The sequence below is a fragment of the Duffyella sp. Ts4 genome, assembly GCF_051851875.1.
GTDB lineage: Bacteria > Pseudomonadota > Gammaproteobacteria > Enterobacterales > Enterobacteriaceae > Duffyella > Duffyella gerundensis.
Genome location: NZ_JBLYPN010000001.1, coordinates 488,378 through 512,044, shown reverse-complemented (window position 1 = coordinate 512,044; position 23,667 = coordinate 488,378). Strand labels below are relative to the sequence as shown.

Here is a 23,667-nt window from a genome sequence, read left to right as displayed (position 1 = left end):
TCCGCCGACGCAAAAGTGAAATAATCACGCTGTGCACGCTTGTATTTTCTTTTTTGGTAATGATAATCGGTATCGTTTCGATTAAGATTTTACGGTTCTTTACGGTATTTGACCGTGCATAACGTTTAAGGTGTCTGCCCATGTTCGTTCCATTTCTGATCATGCTGCGCGAAGGGCTCGAAGCCGCGCTGATCGTGAGTCTGATCGCGAGTTACCTCAAACGTACCGGTCGCACACGCTGGTTTCCGGCGATGTGGGCCGGCGTCTTGATTGCTATGCTGCTTTGTCTGGCACTGGGCATCTTCATTAATGAAACCAGCGGTGAGTTTCCTCAAAAACAGCAGGAGCTGTTTGAAGGCATCGTTGCGGCGATTGCGGTGGTTATCCTGACGTCGATGGTGTTCTGGATGCGCCGCGTCGCGCGCAGCATCAAAACCGAGCTGGAGCAGGCGGTTGACCAGGCCTTGAACAAAGGCGGCGGCGGCTTCGCACTGGTGCTGATGGTGTTTCTCGCCGTGGCGCGGGAAGGCCTGGAATCGGTGTTTTTCCTGCTGGCAGCGTTCACCCAGGATGTTGGCTATGCGCCGCCGCTGGGCGCGGTGCTGGGTCTGCTGTGTGCCGCGCTGCTGGGTGGCTTGCTCTACTGGGGCGGCGTGCGCCTTAACCTGCAACGGTTCTTCTTCTGGACCAGCTTATTCATTCTGTTTGTTGCCGCCGGGCTGGCCGCGGGCGCTATTCGTGCCTTCCATGAAGCGGGCCTGTGGAACCACTGGCAAAACGTCGCCTTTGACTTCAGCCAAACGCTCTCCACCCACAGCCTGTTTGGCACGCTGCTGGAAGGGTTGCTCGGCTATCAGGAAGCGCCAACGGTCAGTGAAGTGGCGGTGTGGCTGATTTACCTGATTCCGGCGCTGTTGCTGTTCTTTATGCCTGCGCGACTCGCTCCGGCGACCACGCGCGCTGCCCGTTAGTAATTTTTTATTCTTTACAGGGAAATACCATGACTTACCGCACACGTAAAACGCTGCTGGCCTCGCTGCTGGCGCTCTCCGCCACGGCGGGCGCGGCTGATATTCCACAGGTTAAGATCAGCGTCACCGACACGCAATGCGAACCGATGGCGGTCGCGGTCAACGCCGGGAAAACCCAGTTCATCATTAAAAATAACAGCCAGAAGGCGCTGGAGTGGGAAATCCTCAAAGGCGTAATGGTGGTGGAAGAGCGCGAAAATATCGCGCCGGGCTTTACGCAGAAGCTTACCGCCAACCTGGAAGCGGGCGACTATGAGATGACCTGCGGCCTGTTAAGCAACCCAAAAGGTAAGCTGACGGTGACCGCTGGCGGCGCGACGAAAGCCGCCAGCGGCAAACCAGATGTGATGCAGCTCGCCCAGCCGATTACCGACTATAAAGCCTACGTGATGCAGGAAGTGGCACAGCTGGTCAGCACCACTAAAGCCTTCACCGACGCGGTGAAAGCGGGCGACATCAACAAAGCCAAAGCGCTCTATGCACCTGCGCGTCAGCACTATGAGCGGATTGAGCCGATTGCTGAACTGTTCTCCGATCTCGACGGCAGCATTGATGCCCGCGAAGACGATTACGAGAAAAAAGCCGCTGACCCGAAATTCACCGGCTTCCACCGGCTGGAAAAAGCGCTATTTGCCGACGGCAACAACGCGGGCATGAGCAGCTATGCTGACCGCCTCTATAAAGATACGCAGGATCTGCAGCAGCGCATCAGCCAGCTGGCGTTCCCACCGGCGAAAGTCGTGGGCGGGGCCGCCGGGCTGATCGAAGAAGTGGCCTCCAGTAAGATTTCCGGTGAAGAAGATCGCTACAGCCGTACCGACCTGTGGGATTTCCAGGCTAACGTCGATGGTGCGCAGAAGATTGTCAGCCTGCTGCGTCCGATGCTGCAACAGGCCAATCCACAACTTCTGGCGAAAATCGACGGCAACTTCAAAAAAGTCGATACCATTCTGGCGAAGTACCGCACCGCCGAGGGTTTTGAATCTTATGAAAAGCTGACGACTGCCGATCGCAACGCCATGAAAGGGCCGATTACCGCGCTGGCGGAAGATTTGGCACTGCTGCGTGGCACGCTGGGCCTGGATTAAATCATGAGTAAGAAACCCGCTGCCGTGCAACCTGCACGTCGGCAACTGTTGAAACAACTCGGCCTGCTCGGTGGCGCCACGGCGCTGGCGGGCGGCTGTCCGTTTAGCGGCAGGGCAGCGGAACCGCAGCAGGCGTTTTCGCCGGGCACGGTTTCACCCAACGCACGCATGCAGGTGCAACCTTTCTACGGTGAGCATCAGGCCGGGATCACCACACCGCAACAGGCGGCGATGATGCTGGTGGCGTTTGACGTGCTGGCCAGCGATCGCGCTGACTTACAGCGGCTGTTCCAGCTGTTGACGGCGCGCATCGCCTTTCTGACTACCGGCGGCAGTGCGCCTGAAGTGGCTAATCCACAGCTACCACCGATGGATTCCGGTATTCTCGGCGCGCAGATTTATCCTGACAATCTCACCATCACTGTGTCGCTGGGACATGCGCTGTTTGATGAGCGTTTTGGCCTGCAGGCGCAGATGCCGCGCAGGCTGCAAACCATGACGCGTTTTCCCAACGATGCGCTGGATGCCAGCCAGTGTCATGGCGATCTGCTGCTGCAAATCTGCGCCAACACCAACGATACGGTGATCCATGCGCTGCGCGATATCATCAAGCACACGCCGGATCTGCTGAGCGTGCGCTGGCGACGTGAAGGCTTTATCTCCGATCACGCCGCGCGCAGCAACGGCAGCGAAACGCCAATCAATCTGCTGGGCTTCAAGGATGGTACCGCCAATCCCGATACCCATAATCAGGCGCTGATGGATCATATTCTGTGGGTGACGCAGGAGCAGGATGAGCCTGTCTGGGCGCGCGGTGGCAGCTATCAGGCGATACGCATTATCCAGTTTCACGTTGAGTTCTGGGATCGTACGCCGCTGGGTGAGCAGCAAACGATTTTTGGCCGCGACAAGCGCTCAGGCGCACCGTTGGGTATGCAGAATGAGCACGATGTGCCCGATTATGGCAAGGATCCGGATGGCGACGTGATCGCGCTGGATGCGCACATTCGCCTGGCCAATCCGCGTACGCCAGAGACGCAGCCGAACCTGATGCTACGCCGTGGTTACAGCTATTCGCAGGGCGTGTCGGCGGCTGGACAGCTGGAGATGGGGCTGCTGTTTGTCTGCTATCAGCATGATCTGGAGAAGGGATTTCTTACCGTGCAGCGACGGTTAAATGGCGAAGCGCTGGAAGAGTATATTCGGCCCATTGGCGGCGGCTATTTTTTTGCCTTGCCTGGCGTAGCCGACGCGCGGCATTATCTGGCACAGGGGCTGCTGGAAGCCTGAACATCATCCTTTACCCGCCGTTTTCGCCCGGAAAGCGGCGGGTTTTTTTGTCTAATCGGCTGTTTTTTATTCACTAAATCCGCAGTGAGATTTTTCTGTTTTCCACTCTTTTTTCTTCCCACCTAAAGCCGTTGAATTAGCAGGCTAATTTATCTTAAGTGCTGTTTTCCCTGCGCCATACCGCACGCTGTTTTAAAATTTATTCTAGAATTGATATTGCAATCCCTTGGGGAAATAGTGCAATTTACGTTGGTAGCGGTTGTCGGTTGTGTTTCTGTATCACTATGGAGATCGCGAATGGATAAGTCCTTTTCAGGACAAGCTGTCACTACCCTAAAAAGATGCTCCATCCGGAGGACAACGTTTCCTCTCCGATTTCTCGCTTCGCTTTTTTCATTCCACCTTCACTCACATTCAACCTTCTCTTCTGGTAGGCGCGTTAACGCATACTTTTTTTCAGCGGCTGTACAGGGCTTAAAAGGAAGCCAAATTTCTAAAGCGTTCACGTAATCGCATCATCTGTTGATGCGCGAAATGAAACCACATGAAAGGTGCCACTATGGGAAGACAGAAAGCAGTGATCAAAGCGCGTCGTGAAGCAAGGCGTGTTATTCGCAGTGATTCACGCAGCCATCGTCAGCGTGAAGAAGAATCGGTCACCACGCTGGTGCATATGGGCGGACTGGACTCCATCGGTATGGCGCGCGATAACCGCGACCACTCGCCAATCGAAGCGCGCAATGACGCTCAGGCGCACTATCTCAACGCCATAGAAACGAAAAAGCTGATCTTTGCTACCGGTGAAGCCGGCTGCGGCAAGACCTGGATCAGCGCCGCGAAAGCGGCAGAAGCGCTGATCCACAAGGATGTAGAGAGGATTATCGTTACACGTCCGGTGCTGCAGGCGGATGAGGATCTGGGCTTTTTGCCCGGTGATATCTCAGAAAAGTTTGCTCCCTATTTTCGGCCGGTTTACGACGTTCTGGTTAAACGTCTTGGTGCTTCCTTTATGCAATATTGCCTGCGTCCTGAAATTGGCAAGGTGGAGATCGCCCCCTTTGCCTATATGCGCGGACGCACCTTTGAGAATGCCGTGGTGATTCTGGACGAGGCGCAAAACGTCACCGCCTCACAGATGAAGATGTTTCTGACGCGCCTGGGTGAAAACGTGACGGTTATCGTCAACGGCGATATCACCCAGTGCGACTTACCGGCTCATGTTCCTTCCGGCCTCGCCGATGCGCTGGCGCGCTTTGAGGAAGATGAAATGGTGAGCATTGTACGCTTTGGCAAAGATGACTGTGTGCGCTCCGCACTTTGCCAGCGAACGCTGCTCGCCTACGGCTAACCCGCATTACCGCAACGATAAAACCCGGCTCAGGCCGGGTTTTTTTGTGGGGCAGGGAGCAGCAGTCAACCAAGAGCAGGGCGTGTACTGTTCGTGTCGTTGAGATGACTGTTGGTAGTACGAAAAATCGCCCTCTACTCTTGCCTCTGTCGCTAAAATGGCTGGCAGATTAATGCCATGTTTAAAACACGATAAAAAGGGGCGTGAAATCTGTTTACCATCGCATACGCCGCAGTAATGGCTTACCCTTTAGCTGATGATTAACTACGGCTAAAATATGTCCAATTACCAGCAGCCCTAACGTTATGCATGAAATAATATGTATTTTATTAAAAAGGCCGGTAATTCCGGTGTCATTAAAGAGATTCGGCAATTCAACTATCCCAAACACGCTAACCGGTGTTTCCATCATTATGACGCCAGTAATCAGCACTAAAGCAATATTGCTATAAAGCAAAAAGTGTCCCGCCGCCGCACGTTTTTCCTCTTTATGACTCAATAAGTTATTGCCAGGTTTACCGTGGTGCCAGGCAAACCAGATCCTTAGCACAAAAAAGGGAATGTAAAGGGTGGTAAGGGATACATTAAGGGAACCAATCCAGTTTTTACATTGTAGATCGTGATTAAATAACGCAACGTAGAATCCACTGAGCGTAGCCCAAATGATAATAACCGCGGAGATCCAGTGTAGCCAGATCTGCGGCGATGAATAACGTGATGACATAAAGCCAATTCCCTGTAACGGCATTAATTAAGAACATTAATTGTGCTTTTATTAAAGGCTATCACATATTTATTAACTTACATCGAAAAAAAACAGAGGCAAGGCAATATAGGATGATTCTTGCAAAGAGGGTTAATTACACGCTTCTCAGGGCGCTTTCCCTGAGAGAATGATTTTAGACTAACTGTGATTTTTGTGTTTTTATGGTGTTAACAATGGTGTGATATAGCGTTTTTTTAATTTTCTTGCCTTTTTGTTATGTCCTTTATGAAAAACCAGGCTGGAACCAGATAGCCTGTTTCTGGCTGATTACGCTATTGCGATGCCAGAGTGTCGATAATAGTTCAGGCCTGCTATGTTTTCCTCAACGTTGCCTGCCAACGTAGCATGATAGTCAGTCAGTTTTACGCCTGAGAAAAGTCATGCCGCAAGATTAAAAGGTTATTTTTCCAAAAGCGCTCATTCATTAGAGCAGCTTAATACATGCCGAAGAGTCGCTTCGGCGAGCATTGAAGCATAGGTTCAGGCAACGCCTTAACGTGGCCATCGACGTGCAGGTGGTTATTTAATATTTTGTTTTAAAAGAGTTTTTTAAAAATACCGGTACGGCGAATATGCGCTGTACAGCCGCTTCGTTCAGGGTCGAAAACCGCTGCGCACTCTATTCCCATACAAAATACAGGGTTGTATGTTGTCGTGGGTTTATTTATGCTATGTCAAAATCTAATGACTCGTGTATTTATGAAATACAGATTACTTTTGCTGGCTGTTATGCTATTTCAGCTTAATGGCTGCTCGGCGCATTCCCCTTCAGTCAATATACTCGGCGCCTACTTTCCTGACTGGCTTTTTTGCATTTCCGGCGGATGTCTGGCTTCTGCATTAATATATCTGTCACTGACAAAGTTCAGGAAGGGTAGCTGGCTATCGCCTTATATTGTGATGTATCCGTTGCTGATCACCTTGTTATCAATGGGGTGCTGGATCCTGTTTTTTTATTAATCTTTCTTTGTTAATCGTGGAACGCAGATGTCAATTCAGGTAAAAAGTAGCATGAATAAACGGCTGTTTATTCTGGTGCTGTCAGGGTTTACGCTGGCGATATTAATCTGGCTCATTAGGCTGTTTGATGAAACGCCGGGGACAGATGATGCCTATGTTTATGCGGACACCATAAATATTGCCCCGCAGGTTAACGGAATTATCATAAAAATAGCGGTGAAAGAGAACGAACTTGTGCATGAGGGCGATGTTTTATTCGAAATAGACCCTCGTCCGTATCATGATGCTTTCATTCGCGAAAAGGCAAACCTTGCCCAGCTTGAGCAGCAAATTATTCTTACCCGGCGTGATGTCAGTGCCCAGGAGTTTAATGCTCGGGCTACGGAAAAACGTATTGATGCAGCCCGTGCGACGGCTGAGCAGGATGCGGCTACTCTGCGACGGATGGAAGCCTTACGTACGCAGAACTATGTTTCCGGTGAATCCCTGGATCAGGCGCGTGCACGGCAGCGTGCATCGGCGGCGCAATTACAATCGGCCAGGCTGCAGGCCGAGCAGGCAAATGCTGCGGTCAGTAGTGTGTCTGCGCTTATTGCGAAACGTGAAGTGATTAAAGCCGATATTTCCACGGCGGAATTTAATCTGCAACATACCATTATAAGGGCGCCATTTGATGGTCGTATCACATCATTAAAAACCACCGGCGGTCAGTACGTGAGCACAGGACAGGCTGTTTTTACTCTGATTGACACCAGAAACTGGTACGTGGTGGCAAACTATCGCGAATCAGAACTTAAGAATATTCACGACGGTGACAGCGCCGACGTTTACCTGATGAGTGACACCGGAAGGCATTTTACCGGGTTCGTGGAATCCACAGGATATGGCGTTTATCCGGATGATGGCGGGGCGATACAGAGTGGTTTACCGAGCGTTGCCCGTAATATTAACTGGGTGCGTGTTGCCCAGCGCTTTCCAGTACGCATCCGCATTACCGCACCTGACCCACGTCTCTTCAGGATGGGCACCTCTGCGGTAGTGAAGGTTCATTCGGCTAGCCAGAGCCATGAAAAAAGAGTAATGCAGCATGATGATGTCAGTCACCACGGGTGAAAAAAGCGGTGACCTGCTTCGTTTTTTCCAGCAGGAATTAAGGGGGTTTCCCGGACGCTATAATGCCATGCTGAGATATCTGCTTTCTTCAGTGATTGTTATTGTCGTTTCGCTGACGTTAGGTGTCCCGCAACTCGCCTATTCTCTGCTGGTGGTTTTTTTTGCCACTCAGAAAAATATTGTATTAACCCGGATGATATTTCCGTTATTCCTGCTGGTGAATACAGCGGCAGTTGGCGCTGCACTCCTCGTCCTGAAATTCACGATTGATCTCCCGATGCTCCGTCTGCTCAGCGTCTCTGTTGCATTGCTCATTCTGCTGTATCTGATGCGTTCATCCAGAAAATGGAGCTTTCTATATTTTGCCGTTGCTATCACCATAACCTACGTACAAAGCTTTGTGGATCTGAGTGCAGATGGCGAAATGTTGTTGCGTAACTGTTTATGGTCCTGGGTGGCCGGTTGCTATGCCACCGTCGTGGCACATGTGGTCAATACGCTGCTCCTGCCGGTAGAGCCGGTCAAACAGTTACAAGAGGAGATGGCGAGGATAGTTACCGCGACCAGCCAGGCGCTGGAGTCAGCCGCCGCAGGAGAGCCAGCTGCTGCAATCACGCTGGAAGAGATTCAAACCAGCGTGCTGACGTTACACAGCTGTCTCAAATTCTCCATCATGCGTTCAGAGCAGTTCCGGGCAAATAAAGAAAAGCATCTTGCAGAAATTGCTACCCTGGAACGTCTTTATTCCGCTTCACGGCAGTTAAACGGCCTGAGCGGCGGGCTGACAGACATGGCCCTCAGCCATTGCAATAAGCTGGCCGCTGAGTGTCGTTTCTTTCTTCAGTGCCTGCGCGACAACCGGATCTATGCTCCTGAACAACCGGACTGGTCGCAAATTGAGCTGCTGCCAGCCTGTCTTCAGGAGATGTACAGTGCCCTGTGCAGCGTTTCCCTGCTGAACGCGCCAGACAGTGAACCGCATCGGTCAGATGAAGCGCACTCTGGCGTTTCCCATGCGCGACAAGGCGTGTCCTGTGATTATATTAAATATGGCATCAAGACATTATTCGCCGTTGCGCTCTGTTATATCTTTTATACCAGCGTGCAGTGGCCGGGTATTCATACGTCGATGCTCACCTGTATCATCGTTGCCGTCCCCGGACTTGGCGCATCGGTACAAAAAAGCCTGCTGCGTATTGGTGGCTGCGTAGTCGGCACGCTTCTGGCGTTATTCTGCACGCTATTTATCCTGCCTCATATCGACTCTGTGACCGGGCTGTTGCTGATGGTGATACCCGCTATCGCACTCAGTGGCTGGGTGGCCGCAGGCTCAGAGCGAAGCAGTTATGCCGGGGTGCAGATTTTGTTCGCGTTTTCACTGGCTATGTTTGCGACGTTTTCTCCCCATCCGAATCTGGCAGAGATCCGGGACAGATTCATCGGTATTCTATTGGGCATTACGGTCTCGACCCTGATACACAGTCTGATTTGGCCGGAAGCTGAAGGAAAAACATTGCGTCATTCGCTGGCTGGCTTGTTTGAGTACATGGCTGAAAGAATGCATCCTGTGGTATGGAAAACAAATACCCATGCGGAAGGCTGGCTAAAACTGGATGCCACGCAAAAACTCCTCGCGCAGGTGGCGCTCGAACCCAACTGGCGCAGCAACGACAATGAGGAGCTCACGCTGGCCTGTCAGCTGTTGCTGGGTAAACTACGTGAAATTCACGTTGCGCTTTACCGGCTGGAAACTGAGTATGCGCGGGCTATCGGAGATCCTAAGCTGCGCCACGCTGTAATGCTTGCCAATCCTGTGCTACAGACCCTGTCAGCTGAAGTGAAGCGCTATGCACAGGCACTGCAAAGTGAGCCGGGCAGTATACCGGTTATCGACAGTCAGTTAAGTCAGTTGATGATAGATATGCAGCAGGCGAGCATGGACACTGAGGCATTCAGGAACAGACCCCTTTTGCTCAGGATTGGAGAGCTGGTGGCGCTTTTCCGCTCGGTTCCTGGCTGGCCCGATGATAACAAAAGAAATGTATCCGGAGTGTAATGCTGATGAAGATGGACATGATCCGCCGTAATGCGGATGACACCAAAAAGAAATTGATACGTGCGGCAAAAGATATCCTTGCAGAGGAAGGCTATATTGCCATCAGCGAAAATAAAATTTGCGAACAGGCTGGCGTTACCCGAGGTGCGCTCCGGTATCATTTTCCTGCGGGTCGGTATGATTTACTGAATGAACTGATTCCACAACTTTTTCAGCAGATACCGGCCAGTAATACTCAAGACTGCAAATCCCGTATTCTGGAATTGATCCTGTTTATGCAGCAACAGCCTGTTGAAAATCCACTGGTTTTGATCATGGAAATATGGCAGGCCACGTTTGCAGACAAAGATCTCAGGGACGCAATAGAAAAGGTTTTTGAGCAGCGATTTCAGGTATTTTTCAATGTGAATACCCTTGAGGACCTCCCTGAAGACGTTATGCCGTACCGGTTTATGTTCTGGGGAACGATTCTGTCTCTGCAATATCATAAAAATAATAATAATGGTTTACAGACAATCATCGATTTCATGAAAGCACATTAATATTGAGCATGCACTCTACTAATATATAAATTTAACATTTCATAGTAACGTAAAGAACCGGAGGTTGCTTTCGCTTCCGGTTTTTACGCGTGCGTATTGATAAAAATAGATGCTATATGACATTTAAATAACCCTCTGCATGCCTATATAAAGGGTAAGCATACCTATTCAGCGGCGATTAATTTTTACCGCTTAGCCTGTTAATTTAACATGGATGAGCCTGATGCTGCTGCATGGATACTTTCTACATCGAAATGATAAATCTTATTAAAATATATAAATCAGGAAATTGACGCTAATGGATAACAAACTTCTTGTCGTATTGACGGAGAATAACTGGTTGTTCACGGGGCTGACGACTCTGTTGCCGGAGATGACCTGCCTGAAGATGGGCTATGACAGCCAAACGCTGCCACCGGAAGTTGAGCATGCCGGTAGCATCACCGTTGTCGTGGACAGTCTGATATTTTTCCGCGGTGAATGGCTTACATTCAATACTCTTCGTCACTGTCGAGAGGATATAACCGTGGTATGGCTTACCCGGGAACATACGGGACGGATTTTCCCGGCAACCAGTCAGGGCGACAGGATCCTTACGCAGAAACAGGATATTTCATCGCTTGAACTCACCATCAGTGGGAAAACACAACGGCCGGTGACACGTAAAAAAGCAGAATGCGTCAGGCCGGTTAGATTGACCCAGACGGAGCGTCGTCTGCTGCCCTTTTTTACGGCCGGTGTGAGTCTGTCAGTACTGTCCGAAAGACTGGGGTGTGCGGTCAAAACGTTGTATCACCACCGTCTGAGTATTGTGGCTAAAGCGGGGTTCAGGCATCCGGTATTTATGGAGTATGTATATAAATGCAATCCAGGATTGTCAGGCGTATTTAGCCCCAAATCAACATCGTGGAAAGAAGAATGGTATGAGGAATGGCAGGAAGAGTAGAAATAACATCTTTTCCCCCTCAGTATAAAACAGGCTTTTCCTGCGCCGACAAATCAGGAGAAAATGCGTTTTTTCCTGCGGAAGGACTCTCGCCTTTAATTATGCCGAAGTGATCTGCTGAAATTTTTATTTTTACGTTTACTTTTATGGATGATATTTTCAGTGCGGTATTGAATGTAATAAAGGTAATCGGGCGAAGAGTAGCCAATAAATGCCTGGCCTTTATTATTTAACCATTCAACTTTCTGTGTGTGGCTATGGGTTCAGCCCGATGGCATGCCTTTTATTTCTGGCTTGAGTGCGTGCAGCCAATGTCGCCAGGGAAGGGATGGGCTGAGTCCAGATGGAAAAGTACAACGGCGACCAGTTTGTCCCGCTCTGCCATTCACTCCAGTGCAGCCTCTGATTGCCGCCGCATTAAAAAAGTGCAAAAAAAAAGTCCAGACAATCGTCTGGACTCTTCTTTAAATTTGGCGGTGAGAGGGGGATTCGAACCCCCGATACGTTGCCGTATACACACTTTCCAGGCGTGCTCCTTCAGCCACTCGGACACCTCACCAAATTTTTCTCGTCATCCCGCAGGGGGGCAACGGGGCGCTACTATAGGGAGTCGCGGGAATTGGGTCAAGCACTATTTTTTCCTGCTGTTTCGTTCGGTTAACTCTCATACAGCGCCTGTTTTTGCGGTCAAAAAATGCGATGGAAGAGGGGAGAAAACCACAGTGAGACAACAGAAAGAAGAAAGGGCGGAAACCGGTTCCGCCCGAGGGATTACGCTTTCACCCGATTCGCAAAGCTCTTACGCAGCTTCTGCAATTTCGGTGGGATTACCGCCATGCAGTAGCCGTTGCGCTGGCCTGCGCCTTCCCAGTAATCCTGATGATAAGCCTCAGCGGGATACCACTCTTTCAGCGGCTCAATGGTGGTGACCACTGGCACATCATGATCCTGCTGGGCGCGGGCGATAGCCGCTTTGGCTTCCGCTTCCTGTTCGGCATTGGCCGGGAAGATGGCGGAGCGATACTGGGTACCAATATCGTTGCCCTGACGGTTCAGCTGGGTGGGATCGTGGGTCACAAAGCTGATATCGAGCAGATCGCCATAGCTGACCTGAGCGGGATCAAAACCGATACGGATCGCTTCGGCATGGCCGGTGGCACCGCTGCATACCTGCTCGTAGGTTGGGTTAGGGCGCGCGCCGCCGGTATACCCGCTCTCCACGCTTTCCACGCCGATAACGTCTTTAAATACCGCTTCGGTACACCAGAAACAGCCGCCAGCGATTACTGCATATTCAATAGCCATTTACTTACTCCTGCTTGGTCTGTCTGTAATCAGTGGAGATCGATACGCTGCTTTTCAAGCTATCGAACTCATCTTTCGCGAGCAGCCTGGCGCTAAGTGTAGACAATAACGCCTCGTCAGGCCGCTATCACCGGGGGCGCGAGCACGCGTTGACAAAAATAGTGGGCGTCTCGCTTGATCAACAGGGCCTTTCGCGATTACTGTATTTATATACAGTTACATCTGAGACCGACACATTATGGATATCTATCGGCCGTCCGGGCTGGATGCGCTCATTCACCTGCCGCTGTTTATGGATCGCGTGCCCTGCGGCTTTCCCAGCCCGGCGCAGGATTATATTGAAGAGCGCCTCGATCTGAACAAGCTCATTATCAAACATCCGGATGCGACCTACTTCGTTAAGGTCAGTGGCGATTCGATGATCGACGCGGGGATTAACGAAGGCGATCTGCTGGTGGTTGATCGTTCGATGACCGCTGAACACGGTGCAATTATCGTGGCGGCGCTGGACGGCGAATTCACGGTGAAGGAGCTGCGGTTGCGGCCACAGGTACAGCTGGTGCCGCATAACTGCCACTATGCGCCGGTAACGCTGCATGGCGAAGCGGAGCTGGAGATATTTGGCGTGGTGACTTTTGTCATCAAGGCGACCTGAAGCGCGAATCTTAAGCTTCTTAAGGTTTTCCTAAACTTGCTCTGACAAGCTGATTATCCCTGTGATCGATCGGATTGTTGTTATGCGCCTGACGCTGTTAAAAAGGCCAACGCTCAACCGCGTGGCTTTTATTTTGCTGTTTTCTGCTTATATTGCGCTGTTTTTGAATGTCGCCTGGTATCGTCAGGTGCTTGCCGTCATGCCGCTCCATACGGCGCATAACGTGCTGGTGTTTCTGTCGATGCCGCTGGTCGTCATCAGCGTTATTAACATCGTTCTGGTGCTCGCCTCGTTAGTGTGGCTCGATAAACTGCTGATTGCGCTGTTTATTATGCTTTCAGCGAGCGCACAATACTTCATTCACAATTATGGCATCGTGGTCGATCGCTCAATGATTGTGAACATGCTGGATACCACCGCGTCGGAAAGCTTTGCGCTGCTGACGCCGCAGCTGCTGTTTAGCCTGCTGGTATCGGGTGTGGCGATGGTGGCGGTGGCTTTCTGGATCCGCATCAAAAAAGCGCCGTCGTGGTGGAAAGCACTGGCCTGGCGTGCTGGCAGCCTGCTGCTTTCGGTGGCGCTGATCCTGCTGGTGGCGCTCTGCTTCTATAAAGATTACGCCTCGCTGTTCCGCAACAACAAAGAGCTGATCAAAGGCTTAAGCCCTTCCAACAGCATTGCGGCGTCGCTGTCGTGGTACAAACATCATCGCCTGACGAATCAGCCGCTGGTGAGAATCGGTGAGGATGCGCACCGCAATCCGCTGATGCTCAACGGCGCCAAAAAGAACCTGACCATTCTGATCGTGGGGGAAACTTCGCGCGGCCGCAATTTCTCACTCTCCGGATACCCACGGCTGACCAATCCGCGGCTGGCCAACGATGATGTGACCTATTTTCCCAATACCACCTCCTGCGGTACCGCAACGGCAGTGTCGGTGCCCTGCATGTTCTCTAACATGCCGCGCGCACATTATGATGAAGCGCTGGCCAGCCATCAGGAAGGCGTGCTGGATATCATACAGCGTGCTGGAATCAATGTGCTGTGGAATGAAAACGACGGCGGCTGTAAAGGCGCCTGCGATCGGGTACCACATCAGGACATCACCAGTCTGGACCTGCCGGGTATGTGCATCAACGGTGAATGCTACGATGAGGTGCTGTTTCACGGACTTGAAGCCTATATTCAGCAGCTGAAAGGAGACGGCGTGATTGTGCTGCATACTATCGGCAGCCACGGGCCAACCTATTATCATCGTTATCCGCCGCAGTTCCGCAAATTTACGCCGACCTGCGACACCAACGAGATTCAGGAGTGTTCGCAAATACAGCTGGTAAATACCTACGATAATACGCTGCTGTATGTCGATTATATTGTCGATAAGGCGATAGGCGTGCTGAAGTCACATCAGGACCGTTTTACCACCAGCCTGGTGTATCTCTCCGATCACGGCGAGTCGCTGGGTGAAAACGGTGAGTATCTGCATGGCATGCCCTATGCGATTGCACCCGATGCGCAGAAGCATGTGCCGATGGTAATCTGGCTCTCGCCCGATTACCGGCAGCGTTACGGCATTGATATGCACTGCCTGAATAAACAGGCGGCGACGCTGGATTATTCGCAGGATAATCTGTTCTCTACCATGCTGGGATTAACCGGCACCCAAACCCACGAATATGTGCCCGGCGATGATATTCTCAGCGCCTGTCGGAGCAGCAAGTAGATGAAAATACTGATTGTGGAAGATGATGCGTTGCTGTTGCAGGGGTTGGTCATGGCGCTGGAAGGCGAGGGCTACGTGTGCGATGGCGTCTCAACCAGTCAGGCTGCCGAGGCGCATCTGGCGGCGGGGCTGTACAGCATGCTGGTGCTCGATCTCGGCCTGCCTGATGAAGATGGACTGCGGCTGTTGCTGCGGCTGCGTCGACAGAAAAAGATGCAGCCAGTGCTGATTCTTACCGCGCGCGATACCGTTGAAGATCGCATCGCCGGGCTGGATGCCGGTGCCGACGACTACCTGATCAAGCCCTTTGCGCTGGATGAGCTGCTGGCGCGCGTGCGGGCGCTGATTCGCCGTCATGTGAATCAGGGCGACAGCCAGCTGCGGGTAGGGCCGCTGGCGCTGGATATGACGCACCGGCAAATCGAACTCGCTGGCAAGCGGCTTGAGTTAACGCCTAAAGAGTACGCCATTTTGTCACGGCTGATGCTCAAGGCGGGGCAGCCGGTGCACCGAGAAATCCTCTATAACGACATCTATAACTGGGAAACCGAACCCTCCACCAATACGCTGGAGGTGCATATCCATAATCTGCGCGACAAGATCGGCAAGGCGGCGATTCGTACGGTGCGCGGTTTTGGCTACGCCCTGATCAAACCTGAGGATGAAGGAAGCCCGCATGACTAAACGCGCGCTGCAGCGCTACAGCAACACGCTGCGCTTTCGGCTGCTGATCGCCATCAGCCTGATTCTGCTGTTCTGCCAGGTGATCAGCGTGGCCTGGCTGTGGCATGAGAGCAAAGAGCAGATTCAGCTGCTGGTGGATGCCGCGCTCTATAAACACGATCAGCACCGCCACGTTGAACGCGAAATTCATGAGGCGGTGGCCAGCCTGGCGGTGCCGAGCCTGGTGATGATTGTGCTGGCGCTGGCGCTCTGCCTGCAGGCGGTGAAGTGGATTACCCGGCCGCTGTCGAGGCTGCAACAGCAGCTGGAAAATCGCAGCGAAGAGGATCTGGCGCCGGTAGACTGCGCCGGATCGGTACTGGAAATTGAGGCGGTGACCCAGGCGATCAACAGCCTGGTCTCTCGTCTGACCGGCAGCATTGAACGCGAACGGCTGTTCACCGCCGACGTCGCGCACGAGCTGCGTACGCCGCTGGCCGGATTGCGGCTGCACCTTGAGCTGCTGGAAAGAAAACACGCTCTGGATCTGCAACCGCTGATTCAGCGGCTGGATCAGATGACGCTCAGCGTTACCCAACTGCTGCAGCTGGCGCGCGTCGGGCAATCGTTCACCTCGGGCAACTATCAAAGCGTGGCGTTAAAACAGGATGTGATCCTGCCGATAGAGCCAGAGCTGCACACCATGCTGCTGTCGCGCCAGCAGACGCTGCGCCTGGCGATGCACGATGAGGTTATCGTGCGCGGAGATGCCACGCTGTTAAGAATGCTGTTGCGTAATCTGGTGGAAAACGCCCATCGCTACAGCCCTGAGCATTCGGTGATTTCGGTGACCATCAGCCACGGCGCCTTGCCGATGCTAATGGTGCAGGATGAGGGGCCGGGAATAGATGAAAGCAAGCGCGGCGAGCTCAGCAAAGCCTTTACCCGCATGGACAGTCGCTACGGCGGCATTGGGCTGGGGTTGAGCATCGTGACGCGGATCGTCCAGCTGCATCAGGCGCAGTTCTTTCTGGAAAATCGACCGCAGCAGGTGGGCTGTCAGGCACGCATTGTTTTTGGCGATACGGCGTAGCGCGTTAGCTGGTAAACCAGATGCGCAGGAAGCAGAGGATCACGGCGATGCAAAACATCACGCTGACATATTCGCTAACCGGGGCGGAAATAAATCGTTTCATGGGCTCTCCTCGTTGATTGCCACGAGTGTCGCGCAAACAGATTAAGACAACCTTAAGAAGCGCACCGCGCTTTTTTTCAACGGACTGTGCTAAAAAGCGCCGCTTGCGCGCTCAATGCCTGACTTTACGCACGGCACGCTTGTAAATCGCCGCCGCTGGGTAATACTGTATTTTTATACAGTAATTGAGGAGGGTTATTATGTCATCTGTTCATCTGCCGAAAGGGCAGGCCGAGGCTGCGCATCTACCGTGGAAAGGCGCGGACGCGATGCCGGGCTGTCTGGCCACGGATATCGATCTCAACGCGCTGATGATCGGCCATCCTACCGCCACCTATTTTATGCGGCTGCGTGGTGATGCCATGCAGGATCGCGGATTCAGCGATGGCGATATGGTGGTGGTCGATCGCGCCGTTCCGGTTGCGCACGGCGATATTGTGATTGCGCCGGTGGCCGGTGCCTTCACCATCAGGGAGCTGTGCACCACGCCGGTGACGCAGCTGGTGGCCCACAATAAAAAGTATCTGCCGATCGCTATCGCTGATGAACAGCCGCTGCAGGTGTTTGGGCGAGTGACCTGGGTGGTCAAAGCGATCGGCAGGCACTGACCGCGCGCTCGGCTATCGCTGCGACTTACGGCGATGCGATGCCCGTTCAACAAAATTTCTCCGGCCCGCATCCTGCGGGCTTTTTACTCGCGCGCCAGGCCAAACAAAAAATAAAGTTTCCGTCACCGCGTCCGTTATTACTTGCACACACTCTTCATCAGCGATGTTGTGGTCCGTGGATCGGCCTGCTGCCGCTGTAGCCAGAAAAGGATAACAGGTGAAATTCAAGAAGTTGATTCCCGGTGCCATCGTCGTGGCTCTGTTAAGCGGATGCGCGCATCAGCAGCCCACTGTCGTTAAATCGACTAATGGCAGCAGCCTTGAGGTTGCTACCTTCTTTACGCCACCGGATATGAACAATAACCGCTACGCCGATCCGAAACTGCGCGAAGTGACGCCTGCGGTGTCCGGCGTCGGCATGGGGCTGTCGGTGATGACCGCGGTGCTGGGCGGCGGTATCAGCAGCAACGCTTTTGATAAGAGCAACTACAAAGGCAACGACATTGACGCAATGCCGGAACCGACCGCCAGTTATCTGACGCCGAAAGCGGGCACGGTGATTCGCCAGTGGCTCGACAAACAGGGCAGCAGCTACGCTTACACGCAGCCGTTGTATATCGGTGCCGCGCAGTGGTCACTGGTCTACAGCGATATGTCCGCCGACAACAGTAACTACGATTTAACCTATCGCGTGCTGTTCTATAAGCGTCCAGAAGGCGGCAATATATTCAGCGCCTACATCATTTCTGAATGCGCGCCTGCGGTAAAAACCGCCGCGTTAAGTGACTGGCGGGCTAATCAATACCAGAAGGTCAGTGAAGAAACCCGCAAGATGATGGACAGCTGTGTGCTGGAGCTGGAAAACCAGCTGCCGCGTCTGTTGAAGCGCTAATCAGTGCGCGGTGAGCGCGACGCCGGGCGGTTTCAATCTTCTGCGTCGCGCGCCATGTCATGCCACTATTCCCGTGCCACATTCTGCTGATCTGCACGAAATAATAACGCTGGCATTAATCGTGCTTATTTATCCGCAGCGTCATTCAATCATAAACATCACTATTTCCCGACTGCCATCGCGCAGAAAATAATAACGTCTGCCCCTTAATCGCATTAATAAAAAGCGGTGCTGGGCACGTCAGCAAGATAACCTTTACAGAAAGCGGCTTGATTTAGCGGAACTCACTCTATACTGTATGTAAATACAGTATTTGTTGAGGGTGCAATCATGCAGCCTGCTTATCATCTGACATGGTCGATGGCCATCACCCCCTGTTTCACGCCGCGCTGCCTGTCTGCGCCAGTGTTACGCCACCGCTTTCATCCTGGTGGTCATTATTGCAACGGCCAACATATCGCGGGCGTGGAATAAATGTTTGCGTTAATCGATGCGAATAATTTCTATACCACCTGCGAAACGGTATTCAGGCCTGACTTAACGGGAAGGCCCATTGTTGTGGTCTCGAATAACGATGGCTGTATTATTTCGCGCTCCGCGGAAGCCAAAGCGCTGGGCTTAAAAATGGGTGAACCCTATTTTAAAATTAAGCAGCAACTGCAGCGGCAGGGGGTGGTGGTGTTCAGTTCAAACTATACGCTGTATGCCGATATGAGCCATCGCATGATGACCGTGTTAAGCGCCGAAGGCCCCGCGCTGGAGGTCTATTCCATCGATGAGGCCTTTATGGATCTCACCGGCATCAGCAACTGCCTGGTGCTGGAGACGTTTGGGCATCATCTGCGCAGCACCGTGTTGCGCCATACCGGACTGACGGTGGGCGTCGGCATCGCGCCCACCAAAACGCTGGCTAAGCTGGCTAACTACGCCGCCAAAAAGTGGACCAAAGCCCAGGGTGTTATTGATCTATCCTGCCCGCAGCGTCAGCGAAAGCTGATGGCACTGATCGATATTGGCGAAGTGTGGGGCATCGGCGGACGTCTACAAAAGCGTTTGCAGGCAATCGGCGTCAATAAAGTTATCGACCTGGCTAACTGCAACACCGCGATGATTCGAAAAAACTTTAACGTGGTGCTCGAACGAACCGTTCGGGAGCTCAATGGCGAATCGTGCATCGCGCTTGAAGAGGCCCCGCCGCCCAAACAACAGATAATCTGCTCAAGAAGCTTTGGAAAACGCATCCTTGAACTGCAGGATATGCAGCATGCGGTGGTCACCTATGCGACACGCGCGGCTGAGAAACTGCGTGAGCAGAGGTCAAACTGTTGCCACGTTGGCGTGTTTATCGCCACGGCGCGTCACGGCGATGAGCCGCAATATGCCAATTCGGTATCGATGATCTGTGAATATCCCACCAGCGACACCCGCGACATTATCCGGTTGGCTCATCGCGGCCTTGCGGCTATCTGGCGTCAGGGATATCGCTATGCCAAGGCGGGCATCATGTTGGGTGACTTCTATCAGACGGGCATTGCTCAGCTGGATATGTTCAGTGAAAACCAGCCTAAGCCGGGGGCAGAGGCGTTGATGTTCGCGCTGGATAAGATCAATCGCTCTGGCATGGGTAAAGTATGGTTTGCCGGTCAGGGCACCGATAACCCGTGGCTGATGAAACGGGAGATGTTGAGCCCGCGCTATACAACCTGTCTTGATGAACTTCTCGTGGTTAAATAAGTCGGGTAAACAATGCGCTTTCAGGCCATCAACGTAATCTTTCGCTCGCCAGTTTATAGGCCTGGCTACGCTCTCGTTTACCTACCGCGACCACCGCGACAATCAGCACATCATCCATCACCTGATAAACCAACATGAAGCCGGATGCCCTGAGCTTGATTTTATAGCAGTCTGGCATACCGGATAACCGTGCTGCAGGGATGTGCGGATTTTCAAGCAGTTTTTTGAGCTTCTTTTTAAACTGCTCACGAATGATGCTGTCGAGCCCATTCCATTCTTTCAGCGCCTCTTCCCTGAGTTTAATTGAGTAGCCATCGTTCCCTAAGCTGGCGAGCATAATCAGCAGCGTGTCGGCATTGACCGGCGGTTATCGTCTGGTTATTAAGCAAATCCCCCTGATGATGTGCTGTGTCTGCTCGGATATTTCTGAATATCATGCTGCTGGCGGCTGACGCGTTGCCGCTATTTTGCGCGGTTTCTGCTTGTTTATTAACAAGAAGAAACAGAAAAACCGGGCGGAAGAGGCCGTGCTGTAAGGATTTCCAGTGTTCAGGGATGCAGAACAATTTTTTGAGAAAAAAGCTGCCTGGCCGCGTCAGCACGGGCGTGGCGCTGCCGCTTCGTCTGGCAACCCCCCGAAGAGTGGCTATACTGAATGCTGTTCATGTCCGCAGAAAGGCAGTTGCGAGTACACGTGTTGAACCGGTTTTCAGGAGAAAACAGAACGTCTTAACACCATCGCGTTTTACCTCACCGACTCTATGTCAGAAACGCCTGACTTCAACGGTTTTACCCTTTCTGCTGGCAGCAAGTAATTTAATGACGTGAATGATGCCTGTCATCACACGCGACCAGGAGGAAAGGAGTGACCAGCGCACTGATTGAACACGCACCATTACCCGCATTAAACGGCGGACGTTACGCCTTCTTTTTTGATGTTGATGGTACGTTAGCCGCTATTCAGCCTCGCCCCGAAGATGTTTTCATTCCCGATTCCGTTATTGCCTCTTTACAGCAGATCGCCATCTTATCGCAGGGTGCTATGGCGCTGGTTTCTGGCCGTCCGGTGCATGAGCTGGAGCAGCTGGCAGCGCCGTTACAGCCGCCGATGGCGGGTGTGCACGGTGCTGAGCGCCGCGATGCTCGCGGTGAGATGCATCGCACCACGCTGCCAGCTGAGGTTGAGCAAACCCTGCGCGCCATGCTGACTGAGAAAATCGACGGCTGGCCAGGCACGCAGCTGGAGAGCAAAGGCATGGCTTTTGCGCTGCATTATCGCCAGGCGATGCAATATGAGCAGCCGATCCTCGCGCTGGCTCAGTCGGTGGTGGAGCAGTATCCGGCACTGGCGTTACAGCCAGGCAAATGCGTGGTGGAAATTAAACCGCTGGGCATCGACAAGGGCGCGGCGATCGGCGCATTTATGCAGGAAGCACCTTTTATCGGACGCATCCCGGTATTTATTGGTGACGACTTAACTGATGAGAAAGGATTCCTCGCCGTCAACGCGATGAACGGAATTTCAGTGAAGGTCGGCGAAGGCGACAGCCAGGCCAGTTACCGCCTCAAAGGCGTTAGCGAGGTTTACGCCTGGCTGGAGCAGATCACATTACAATTAGAGCAAGACAAGACAACGTCGGTAAGGAGTTAAGGTTATGAGTCGTTTAGTGGTCGTATCTAACCGCATCGCTATCCCGGATGGTTCAAAGGCGAGCGCCGGTGGCCTCGCAGTCGGCATACTTGATGCGTTAAAAACTACCGGTGGATTGTGGTTTGGCTGGGATGGCGAAATCAGCGCCGTCACGGAAGAGGAAGATGAAGAGCTGGGCATCGTCGAGCACGATGGTATCACCTACGCCTCTTTCCCCCTTGATCAGAACGAATACGATCTTTACTACTGTCAGTTCTCCAACACGGTGGTCTGGCCCGCCTTCCATTACCGTCTCGATCTGGTGCAGTTCCAGCGCGAAGCCTGGGAAGGTTACTGTGACGTCAATGAAAAGCTGGCTCGCCGCCTGCAGCCGCTGATTCAGCCGGACGATATTCTGTGGATCCACGATTATCATCTGCTGCCGTTTGCTGCCGCGCTGCGCAAGCTGGGCATTACTAACCGCATCGGCTTCTTCCTGCACATTCCTTTCCCGACGCCAGAGATTTTCAACGCGCTGCCGCCGCACGAAGAGCTGCTGGAAATGCTGTGTGACTACGATCTGCTGGGTTTCCAGACCGAAAACGATCGCGTGGCGTTTATCGATTGCCTGACCCAGCTGACAGAGCTGGAAAACAAAGGCGATAAGCTGCATCACGCGTTTGGCCACACCTTTGCAACCGAGGTTTATCCGATCGGCATTGAGCCGGACAGCATCAAAGAGATGGCTGAAGGCCCGCTGCCGCCAAAAATGGCCGCGATGAAGCGCGAGCTGGGCGATGCGAAAAACATTATTGCCTGTGAGCGTCTCGATTATTCCAAAGGCTTGCCGGAACGTTTCCTGGCGTATGAAGCGCTGCTGGAAAACTTCCCGGAACACCGTGGCAAAATCCGCTATTCGCAGATTGCTCCTACGTCGCGTGGCGATGTGCAGGCTTATCAGGATATTCGTCATCAGCTGGAGACGGAAGCGGGGCGCATTAACGGCAAATATGGCACGCTGGGCTGGACGCCGCTCTATTATCTCAACCAGCACTTTGATCGTCGTCTGCTGATGAAAATCTTCCGCCTGACCGATGTGGGCCTGGTGACGCCGCTACGTGACGGCATGAACCTGGTGGCGAAAGAGTACGTGGCGGCGCAGGACCCGGACGATCCGGGCGTGCTGGTGCTGTCGCGCTTTGCCGGTGCGGCGAACGAGCTGACCTCGGCGCTGATCGTTAACCCTTACGATCGCGATGAAGTGGCCGCCGCGCTGAACACCGCGCTGACCATGCCGCGCACCGAACGCATTTCGCGTTACAACGACATGATGGCGGTGCTGCGCAAAAACGACATCAGCGCGTGGCGTGAAAGCTTCCTGAAAGATCTGCGCGCGATTGCGCACAGCGATGACACGCAGGATGAGAACAACGTTGCCAGCTTGCCTAAGCTGGCCTGATTTACCCTGAAATAAAAAGGACGCTTCGGCGTCCTTTTTTTATGTCTGTCGTCCGGGTAGGCAAAGAGCATTTTATGCTGACAGCCTCTAAGAATTATCTTAGTTGGTAATTATGCGTACTGATTTCGCGGGCTGGCAGTCAGGTTATCAGGACTTTACCTTTGATTGGTCTTGAATTTTTCGCCGTGCATCAACGGCGGTAATGCTTTTTTCCGCCAGGCCTGAAGGTCGATAAAAAAAGAGCAGTGCCAGGTAGCAAATTTAAAGAAAGCGTTAAAGTTTGCCATTTTGCGGCCGATGTTTACTGCACTCAGACTGCGCTTTTCTGAAATACATTTATGCTGTTAATGTAACCCCTTGTTACATCTGGTTCTTCCCCGCTGACATAACCCTCACTCTGTTAACACCCGCTTATCTCTGTCGATGGCTAAAAGACGCTTTTATTGCTTCGTTGAGCTATTCATAAAGGGAACTGTAACCCTAAGTCACTAATTTATAGAGGGTAAATTCCCAGTCATAATAGTGAATAACGCTGCATAAAATTAAAAAACCAGCGTTTAATAGGGTGCTAGCCGCGATTTGACAACGTATCGATCCTGAGAGTCTAAAAGCTAATCATTTCTATTTAGAAATGCGTAGTTGTGTCCAGTTTTGTAAAGAAAA

General features: G+C 52.5%; 21 protein-coding genes, 1 tRNA gene and 1 pseudogene. 18 read left to right on the top strand and 5 right to left on the bottom strand.

The window, feature by feature from the left end:
- Nucleotides 1-140: 140 nt before the first annotated feature.
- From efeU to phoH, 4 genes are all read left to right on the top strand, one after another.
- Nucleotides 141-971 (top strand): iron uptake transporter permease EfeU, encoded by an 831-nt coding sequence (gene efeU / locus ACJY2L_RS02460; protein ID WP_439212247.1) that lies wholly within the window; start codon nt 141-143, stop codon nt 969-971.
- Nucleotides 972-1,000: 29 nt separating this feature from the next.
- On the top strand, nt 1,001-2,119 hold the full coding sequence (gene efeO, locus ACJY2L_RS02455) for an iron uptake system protein EfeO (protein WP_439212246.1): 1,119 nt from the start codon (nt 1,001-1,003) through the stop codon (nt 2,117-2,119).
- 3 nt (nt 2,120-2,122) lie between these two features.
- A complete protein-coding gene (efeB, locus tag ACJY2L_RS02450; protein WP_187486093.1) occupies nt 2,123-3,409 on the top strand; it encodes an iron uptake transporter deferrochelatase/peroxidase subunit in 1,287 nt (428 codons plus the stop codon).
- Nucleotides 3,410-3,968: 559 nt separating this feature from the next.
- Nucleotides 3,969-4,757, top strand: a complete 789-nt coding sequence (phoH, locus tag ACJY2L_RS02445; protein WP_439212245.1) for a phosphate starvation-inducible protein PhoH — start codon at nt 3,969-3,971, stop codon at nt 4,755-4,757.
- Nucleotides 4,758-4,971: 214 nt separating this feature from the next.
- Here phoH and ACJY2L_RS02440 read toward each other — a convergent pair whose 3' ends face one another.
- Nucleotides 4,972-5,481: a cytochrome b gene (locus ACJY2L_RS02440; RefSeq protein WP_439212244.1), complete on the bottom strand. Its 510-nt coding sequence runs from the start codon at nt 5,479-5,481 to the stop codon at nt 4,972-4,974.
- A gap of 708 nt (nt 5,482-6,189) precedes the next feature.
- Between ACJY2L_RS02440 and ACJY2L_RS02435 the strand changes: the two genes are divergently transcribed.
- The 5 genes from ACJY2L_RS02435 to ACJY2L_RS02415 all read left to right on the top strand — a co-directional run bounded on the left by ACJY2L_RS02435 (nt 6,190) and on the right by ACJY2L_RS02415 (nt 11,140).
- A complete protein-coding gene (locus ACJY2L_RS02435) occupies nt 6,190-6,483 on the top strand; it encodes a YtcA family lipoprotein (protein ID WP_439212660.1) in 294 nt (97 codons plus the stop codon).
- 27 nt (nt 6,484-6,510) lie between these two features.
- Nucleotides 6,511-7,596 (top strand): multidrug transporter subunit MdtN, encoded by a 1,086-nt coding sequence (mdtN, locus tag ACJY2L_RS02430; protein WP_439212243.1) that lies wholly within the window; start codon nt 6,511-6,513, stop codon nt 7,594-7,596.
- Nucleotides 7,571-9,652, top strand: coding sequence for an FUSC family protein (locus tag ACJY2L_RS02425; RefSeq protein ID WP_439212242.1), 2,082 nt, complete (start codon nt 7,571-7,573; stop codon nt 9,650-9,652). Before mdtN ends, ACJY2L_RS02425 begins: the two co-directional genes overlap by 26 nt.
- Nucleotides 9,652-10,194, top strand: coding sequence for a TetR/AcrR family transcriptional regulator (locus ACJY2L_RS02420; RefSeq protein WP_439212241.1), 543 nt, complete (start codon nt 9,652-9,654; stop codon nt 10,192-10,194). The genes ACJY2L_RS02425 and ACJY2L_RS02420 overlap by 1 nt, the downstream gene beginning before the upstream one ends.
- Nucleotides 10,195-10,492: 298 nt before the next feature.
- A complete protein-coding gene (locus ACJY2L_RS02415) occupies nt 10,493-11,140 on the top strand; it encodes a helix-turn-helix transcriptional regulator (protein ID WP_439212240.1) in 648 nt (215 codons plus the stop codon).
- 19 nt (nt 11,141-11,159) lie between these two features.
- On the opposite strand, the gene ACJY2L_RS02410 is transcribed toward ACJY2L_RS02415, so the two are convergent.
- From ACJY2L_RS02410 to msrA, 3 genes are all read right to left on the bottom strand, one after another.
- Nucleotides 11,160-11,348: a hypothetical protein gene (locus ACJY2L_RS02410; RefSeq protein ID WP_439212239.1), complete on the bottom strand. Its 189-nt coding sequence runs from the start codon at nt 11,346-11,348 to the stop codon at nt 11,160-11,162.
- A 263-nt stretch (nt 11,349-11,611) separates the two neighbouring features.
- A tRNA-Ser gene (locus tag ACJY2L_RS02405) sits at nt 11,612-11,699 on the bottom strand.
- Nucleotides 11,700-11,911: 212 nt separating this feature from the next.
- Nucleotides 11,912-12,445 (bottom strand): peptide-methionine (S)-S-oxide reductase MsrA, encoded by a 534-nt coding sequence (msrA, locus tag ACJY2L_RS02400; protein ID WP_067431555.1) that lies wholly within the window; start codon nt 12,443-12,445, stop codon nt 11,912-11,914.
- 238 nt (nt 12,446-12,683) lie between these two features.
- Between msrA and umuD the strand changes: the two genes are divergently transcribed.
- The 7 genes from umuD (at nt 12,684) to umuC (ending at nt 19,915) form a co-directional block, all read left to right on the top strand.
- Nucleotides 12,684-13,100, top strand: coding sequence for a translesion error-prone DNA polymerase V autoproteolytic subunit (gene umuD, locus ACJY2L_RS02395; protein WP_439212238.1), 417 nt, complete (start codon nt 12,684-12,686; stop codon nt 13,098-13,100).
- Between the two features lie 82 nt (nt 13,101-13,182).
- Entirely contained in the window at nt 13,183-14,823 is a 1,641-nt protein-coding gene (eptA, locus tag ACJY2L_RS02390; protein ID WP_439212659.1) for a phosphoethanolamine transferase EptA, read from the top strand.
- Entirely contained in the window at nt 14,824-15,507 is a 684-nt protein-coding gene (gene pmrA / locus ACJY2L_RS02385) for a two-component system response regulator PmrA (RefSeq protein WP_187487781.1), read from the top strand.
- Nucleotides 15,500-16,579, top strand: coding sequence for a two-component system sensor histidine kinase PmrB (gene pmrB, locus ACJY2L_RS02380; protein WP_439212237.1), 1,080 nt, complete (start codon nt 15,500-15,502; stop codon nt 16,577-16,579). The genes pmrA and pmrB overlap by 8 nt, the downstream gene beginning before the upstream one ends.
- 302 nt (nt 16,580-16,881) lie before the next feature.
- Nucleotides 16,882-17,289: a S24 family peptidase gene (locus ACJY2L_RS02375; protein WP_439212236.1), complete on the top strand. Its 408-nt coding sequence runs from the start codon at nt 16,882-16,884 to the stop codon at nt 17,287-17,289.
- Between the two features lie 217 nt (nt 17,290-17,506).
- Nucleotides 17,507-18,181 carry a hypothetical protein gene (locus ACJY2L_RS02370; RefSeq protein ID WP_439212235.1) on the top strand — a complete coding sequence of 225 codons (675 nt, stop codon included), beginning with the start codon at nt 17,507-17,509 and terminating at the stop codon, nt 18,179-18,181.
- Nucleotides 18,182-18,655: 474 nt separating this feature from the next.
- A complete protein-coding gene (gene umuC, locus ACJY2L_RS02365) occupies nt 18,656-19,915 on the top strand; it encodes a translesion error-prone DNA polymerase V subunit UmuC (RefSeq protein WP_439212234.1) in 1,260 nt (419 codons plus the stop codon).
- 28 nt (nt 19,916-19,943) lie between these two features.
- On the opposite strand, the gene ACJY2L_RS02360 is transcribed toward umuC, so the two are convergent.
- Complete coding sequence (locus tag ACJY2L_RS02360; RefSeq protein WP_439212233.1) at nt 19,944-20,252, bottom strand: type II toxin-antitoxin system RelE family toxin; 309 nt, start codon at nt 20,250-20,252, stop codon at nt 19,944-19,946.
- Between the two features lie 528 nt (nt 20,253-20,780).
- Between ACJY2L_RS02360 and otsB the strand changes: the two are divergent.
- Nucleotides 20,781-21,574, top strand: a pseudogene (otsB, locus tag ACJY2L_RS02355) (trehalose-phosphatase).
- Nucleotides 21,571-23,004: an alpha,alpha-trehalose-phosphate synthase gene (gene otsA, locus ACJY2L_RS02350; protein ID WP_439212232.1), complete on the top strand. Its 1,434-nt coding sequence runs from the start codon at nt 21,571-21,573 to the stop codon at nt 23,002-23,004. The pseudogene otsB and the gene otsA overlap by 4 nt, the downstream one beginning before the upstream one ends.
- Nucleotides 23,005-23,667: the final 663 nt, after the last annotated feature.

Bases quoted from the DNA above. Each gene is read 5' to 3' on its own strand.
- efeU (WP_439212247.1), top strand. From the start codon at position 141: ATGTTCGTTCCATTTCTGATCATGCTGCGCGAAGGGCTCGAAGCCGCG.
- efeO (WP_439212246.1), top strand. From the start codon at position 1,001: ATGACTTACCGCACACGTAAAACGCTGCTGGCCTCGCTGCTGGCGCTC.
- efeB (WP_187486093.1), top strand. From the start codon at position 2,123: ATGAGTAAGAAACCCGCTGCCGTGCAACCTGCACGTCGGCAACTGTTG.
- phoH (WP_439212245.1), top strand. From the start codon at position 3,969: ATGGGAAGACAGAAAGCAGTGATCAAAGCGCGTCGTGAAGCAAGGCGT.
- ACJY2L_RS02440 (WP_439212244.1), bottom strand. From the start codon at position 5,481: ATGTCATCACGTTATTCATCGCCGCAGATCTGGCTACACTGGATCTCC.
- ACJY2L_RS02435 (WP_439212660.1), top strand. From the start codon at position 6,190: ATGCTATGTCAAAATCTAATGACTCGTGTATTTATGAAATACAGATTA.
- mdtN (WP_439212243.1), top strand. From the start codon at position 6,511: ATGTCAATTCAGGTAAAAAGTAGCATGAATAAACGGCTGTTTATTCTG.
- ACJY2L_RS02425 (WP_439212242.1), top strand. From the start codon at position 7,571: ATGATGATGTCAGTCACCACGGGTGAAAAAAGCGGTGACCTGCTTCGT.
- ACJY2L_RS02420 (WP_439212241.1), top strand. From the start codon at position 9,652: ATGCTGATGAAGATGGACATGATCCGCCGTAATGCGGATGACACCAAA.
- ACJY2L_RS02415 (WP_439212240.1), top strand. From the start codon at position 10,493: ATGGATAACAAACTTCTTGTCGTATTGACGGAGAATAACTGGTTGTTC.
- msrA (WP_067431555.1), bottom strand. From the start codon at position 12,445: ATGGCTATTGAATATGCAGTAATCGCTGGCGGCTGTTTCTGGTGTACC.
- umuD (WP_439212238.1), top strand. From the start codon at position 12,684: ATGGATATCTATCGGCCGTCCGGGCTGGATGCGCTCATTCACCTGCCG.
- eptA (WP_439212659.1), top strand. From the start codon at position 13,183: ATGCGCCTGACGCTGTTAAAAAGGCCAACGCTCAACCGCGTGGCTTTT.
- pmrA (WP_187487781.1), top strand. From the start codon at position 14,824: ATGAAAATACTGATTGTGGAAGATGATGCGTTGCTGTTGCAGGGGTTG.
- pmrB (WP_439212237.1), top strand. From the start codon at position 15,500: ATGACTAAACGCGCGCTGCAGCGCTACAGCAACACGCTGCGCTTTCGG.
- ACJY2L_RS02375 (WP_439212236.1), top strand. From the start codon at position 16,882: ATGTCATCTGTTCATCTGCCGAAAGGGCAGGCCGAGGCTGCGCATCTA.
- umuC (WP_439212234.1), top strand. From the start codon at position 18,656: ATGTTTGCGTTAATCGATGCGAATAATTTCTATACCACCTGCGAAACG.
- ACJY2L_RS02360 (WP_439212233.1), bottom strand. From the start codon at position 20,252: ATGCTCGCCAGCTTAGGGAACGATGGCTACTCAATTAAACTCAGGGAA.
- otsA (WP_439212232.1), top strand. From the start codon at position 21,571: ATGAGTCGTTTAGTGGTCGTATCTAACCGCATCGCTATCCCGGATGGT.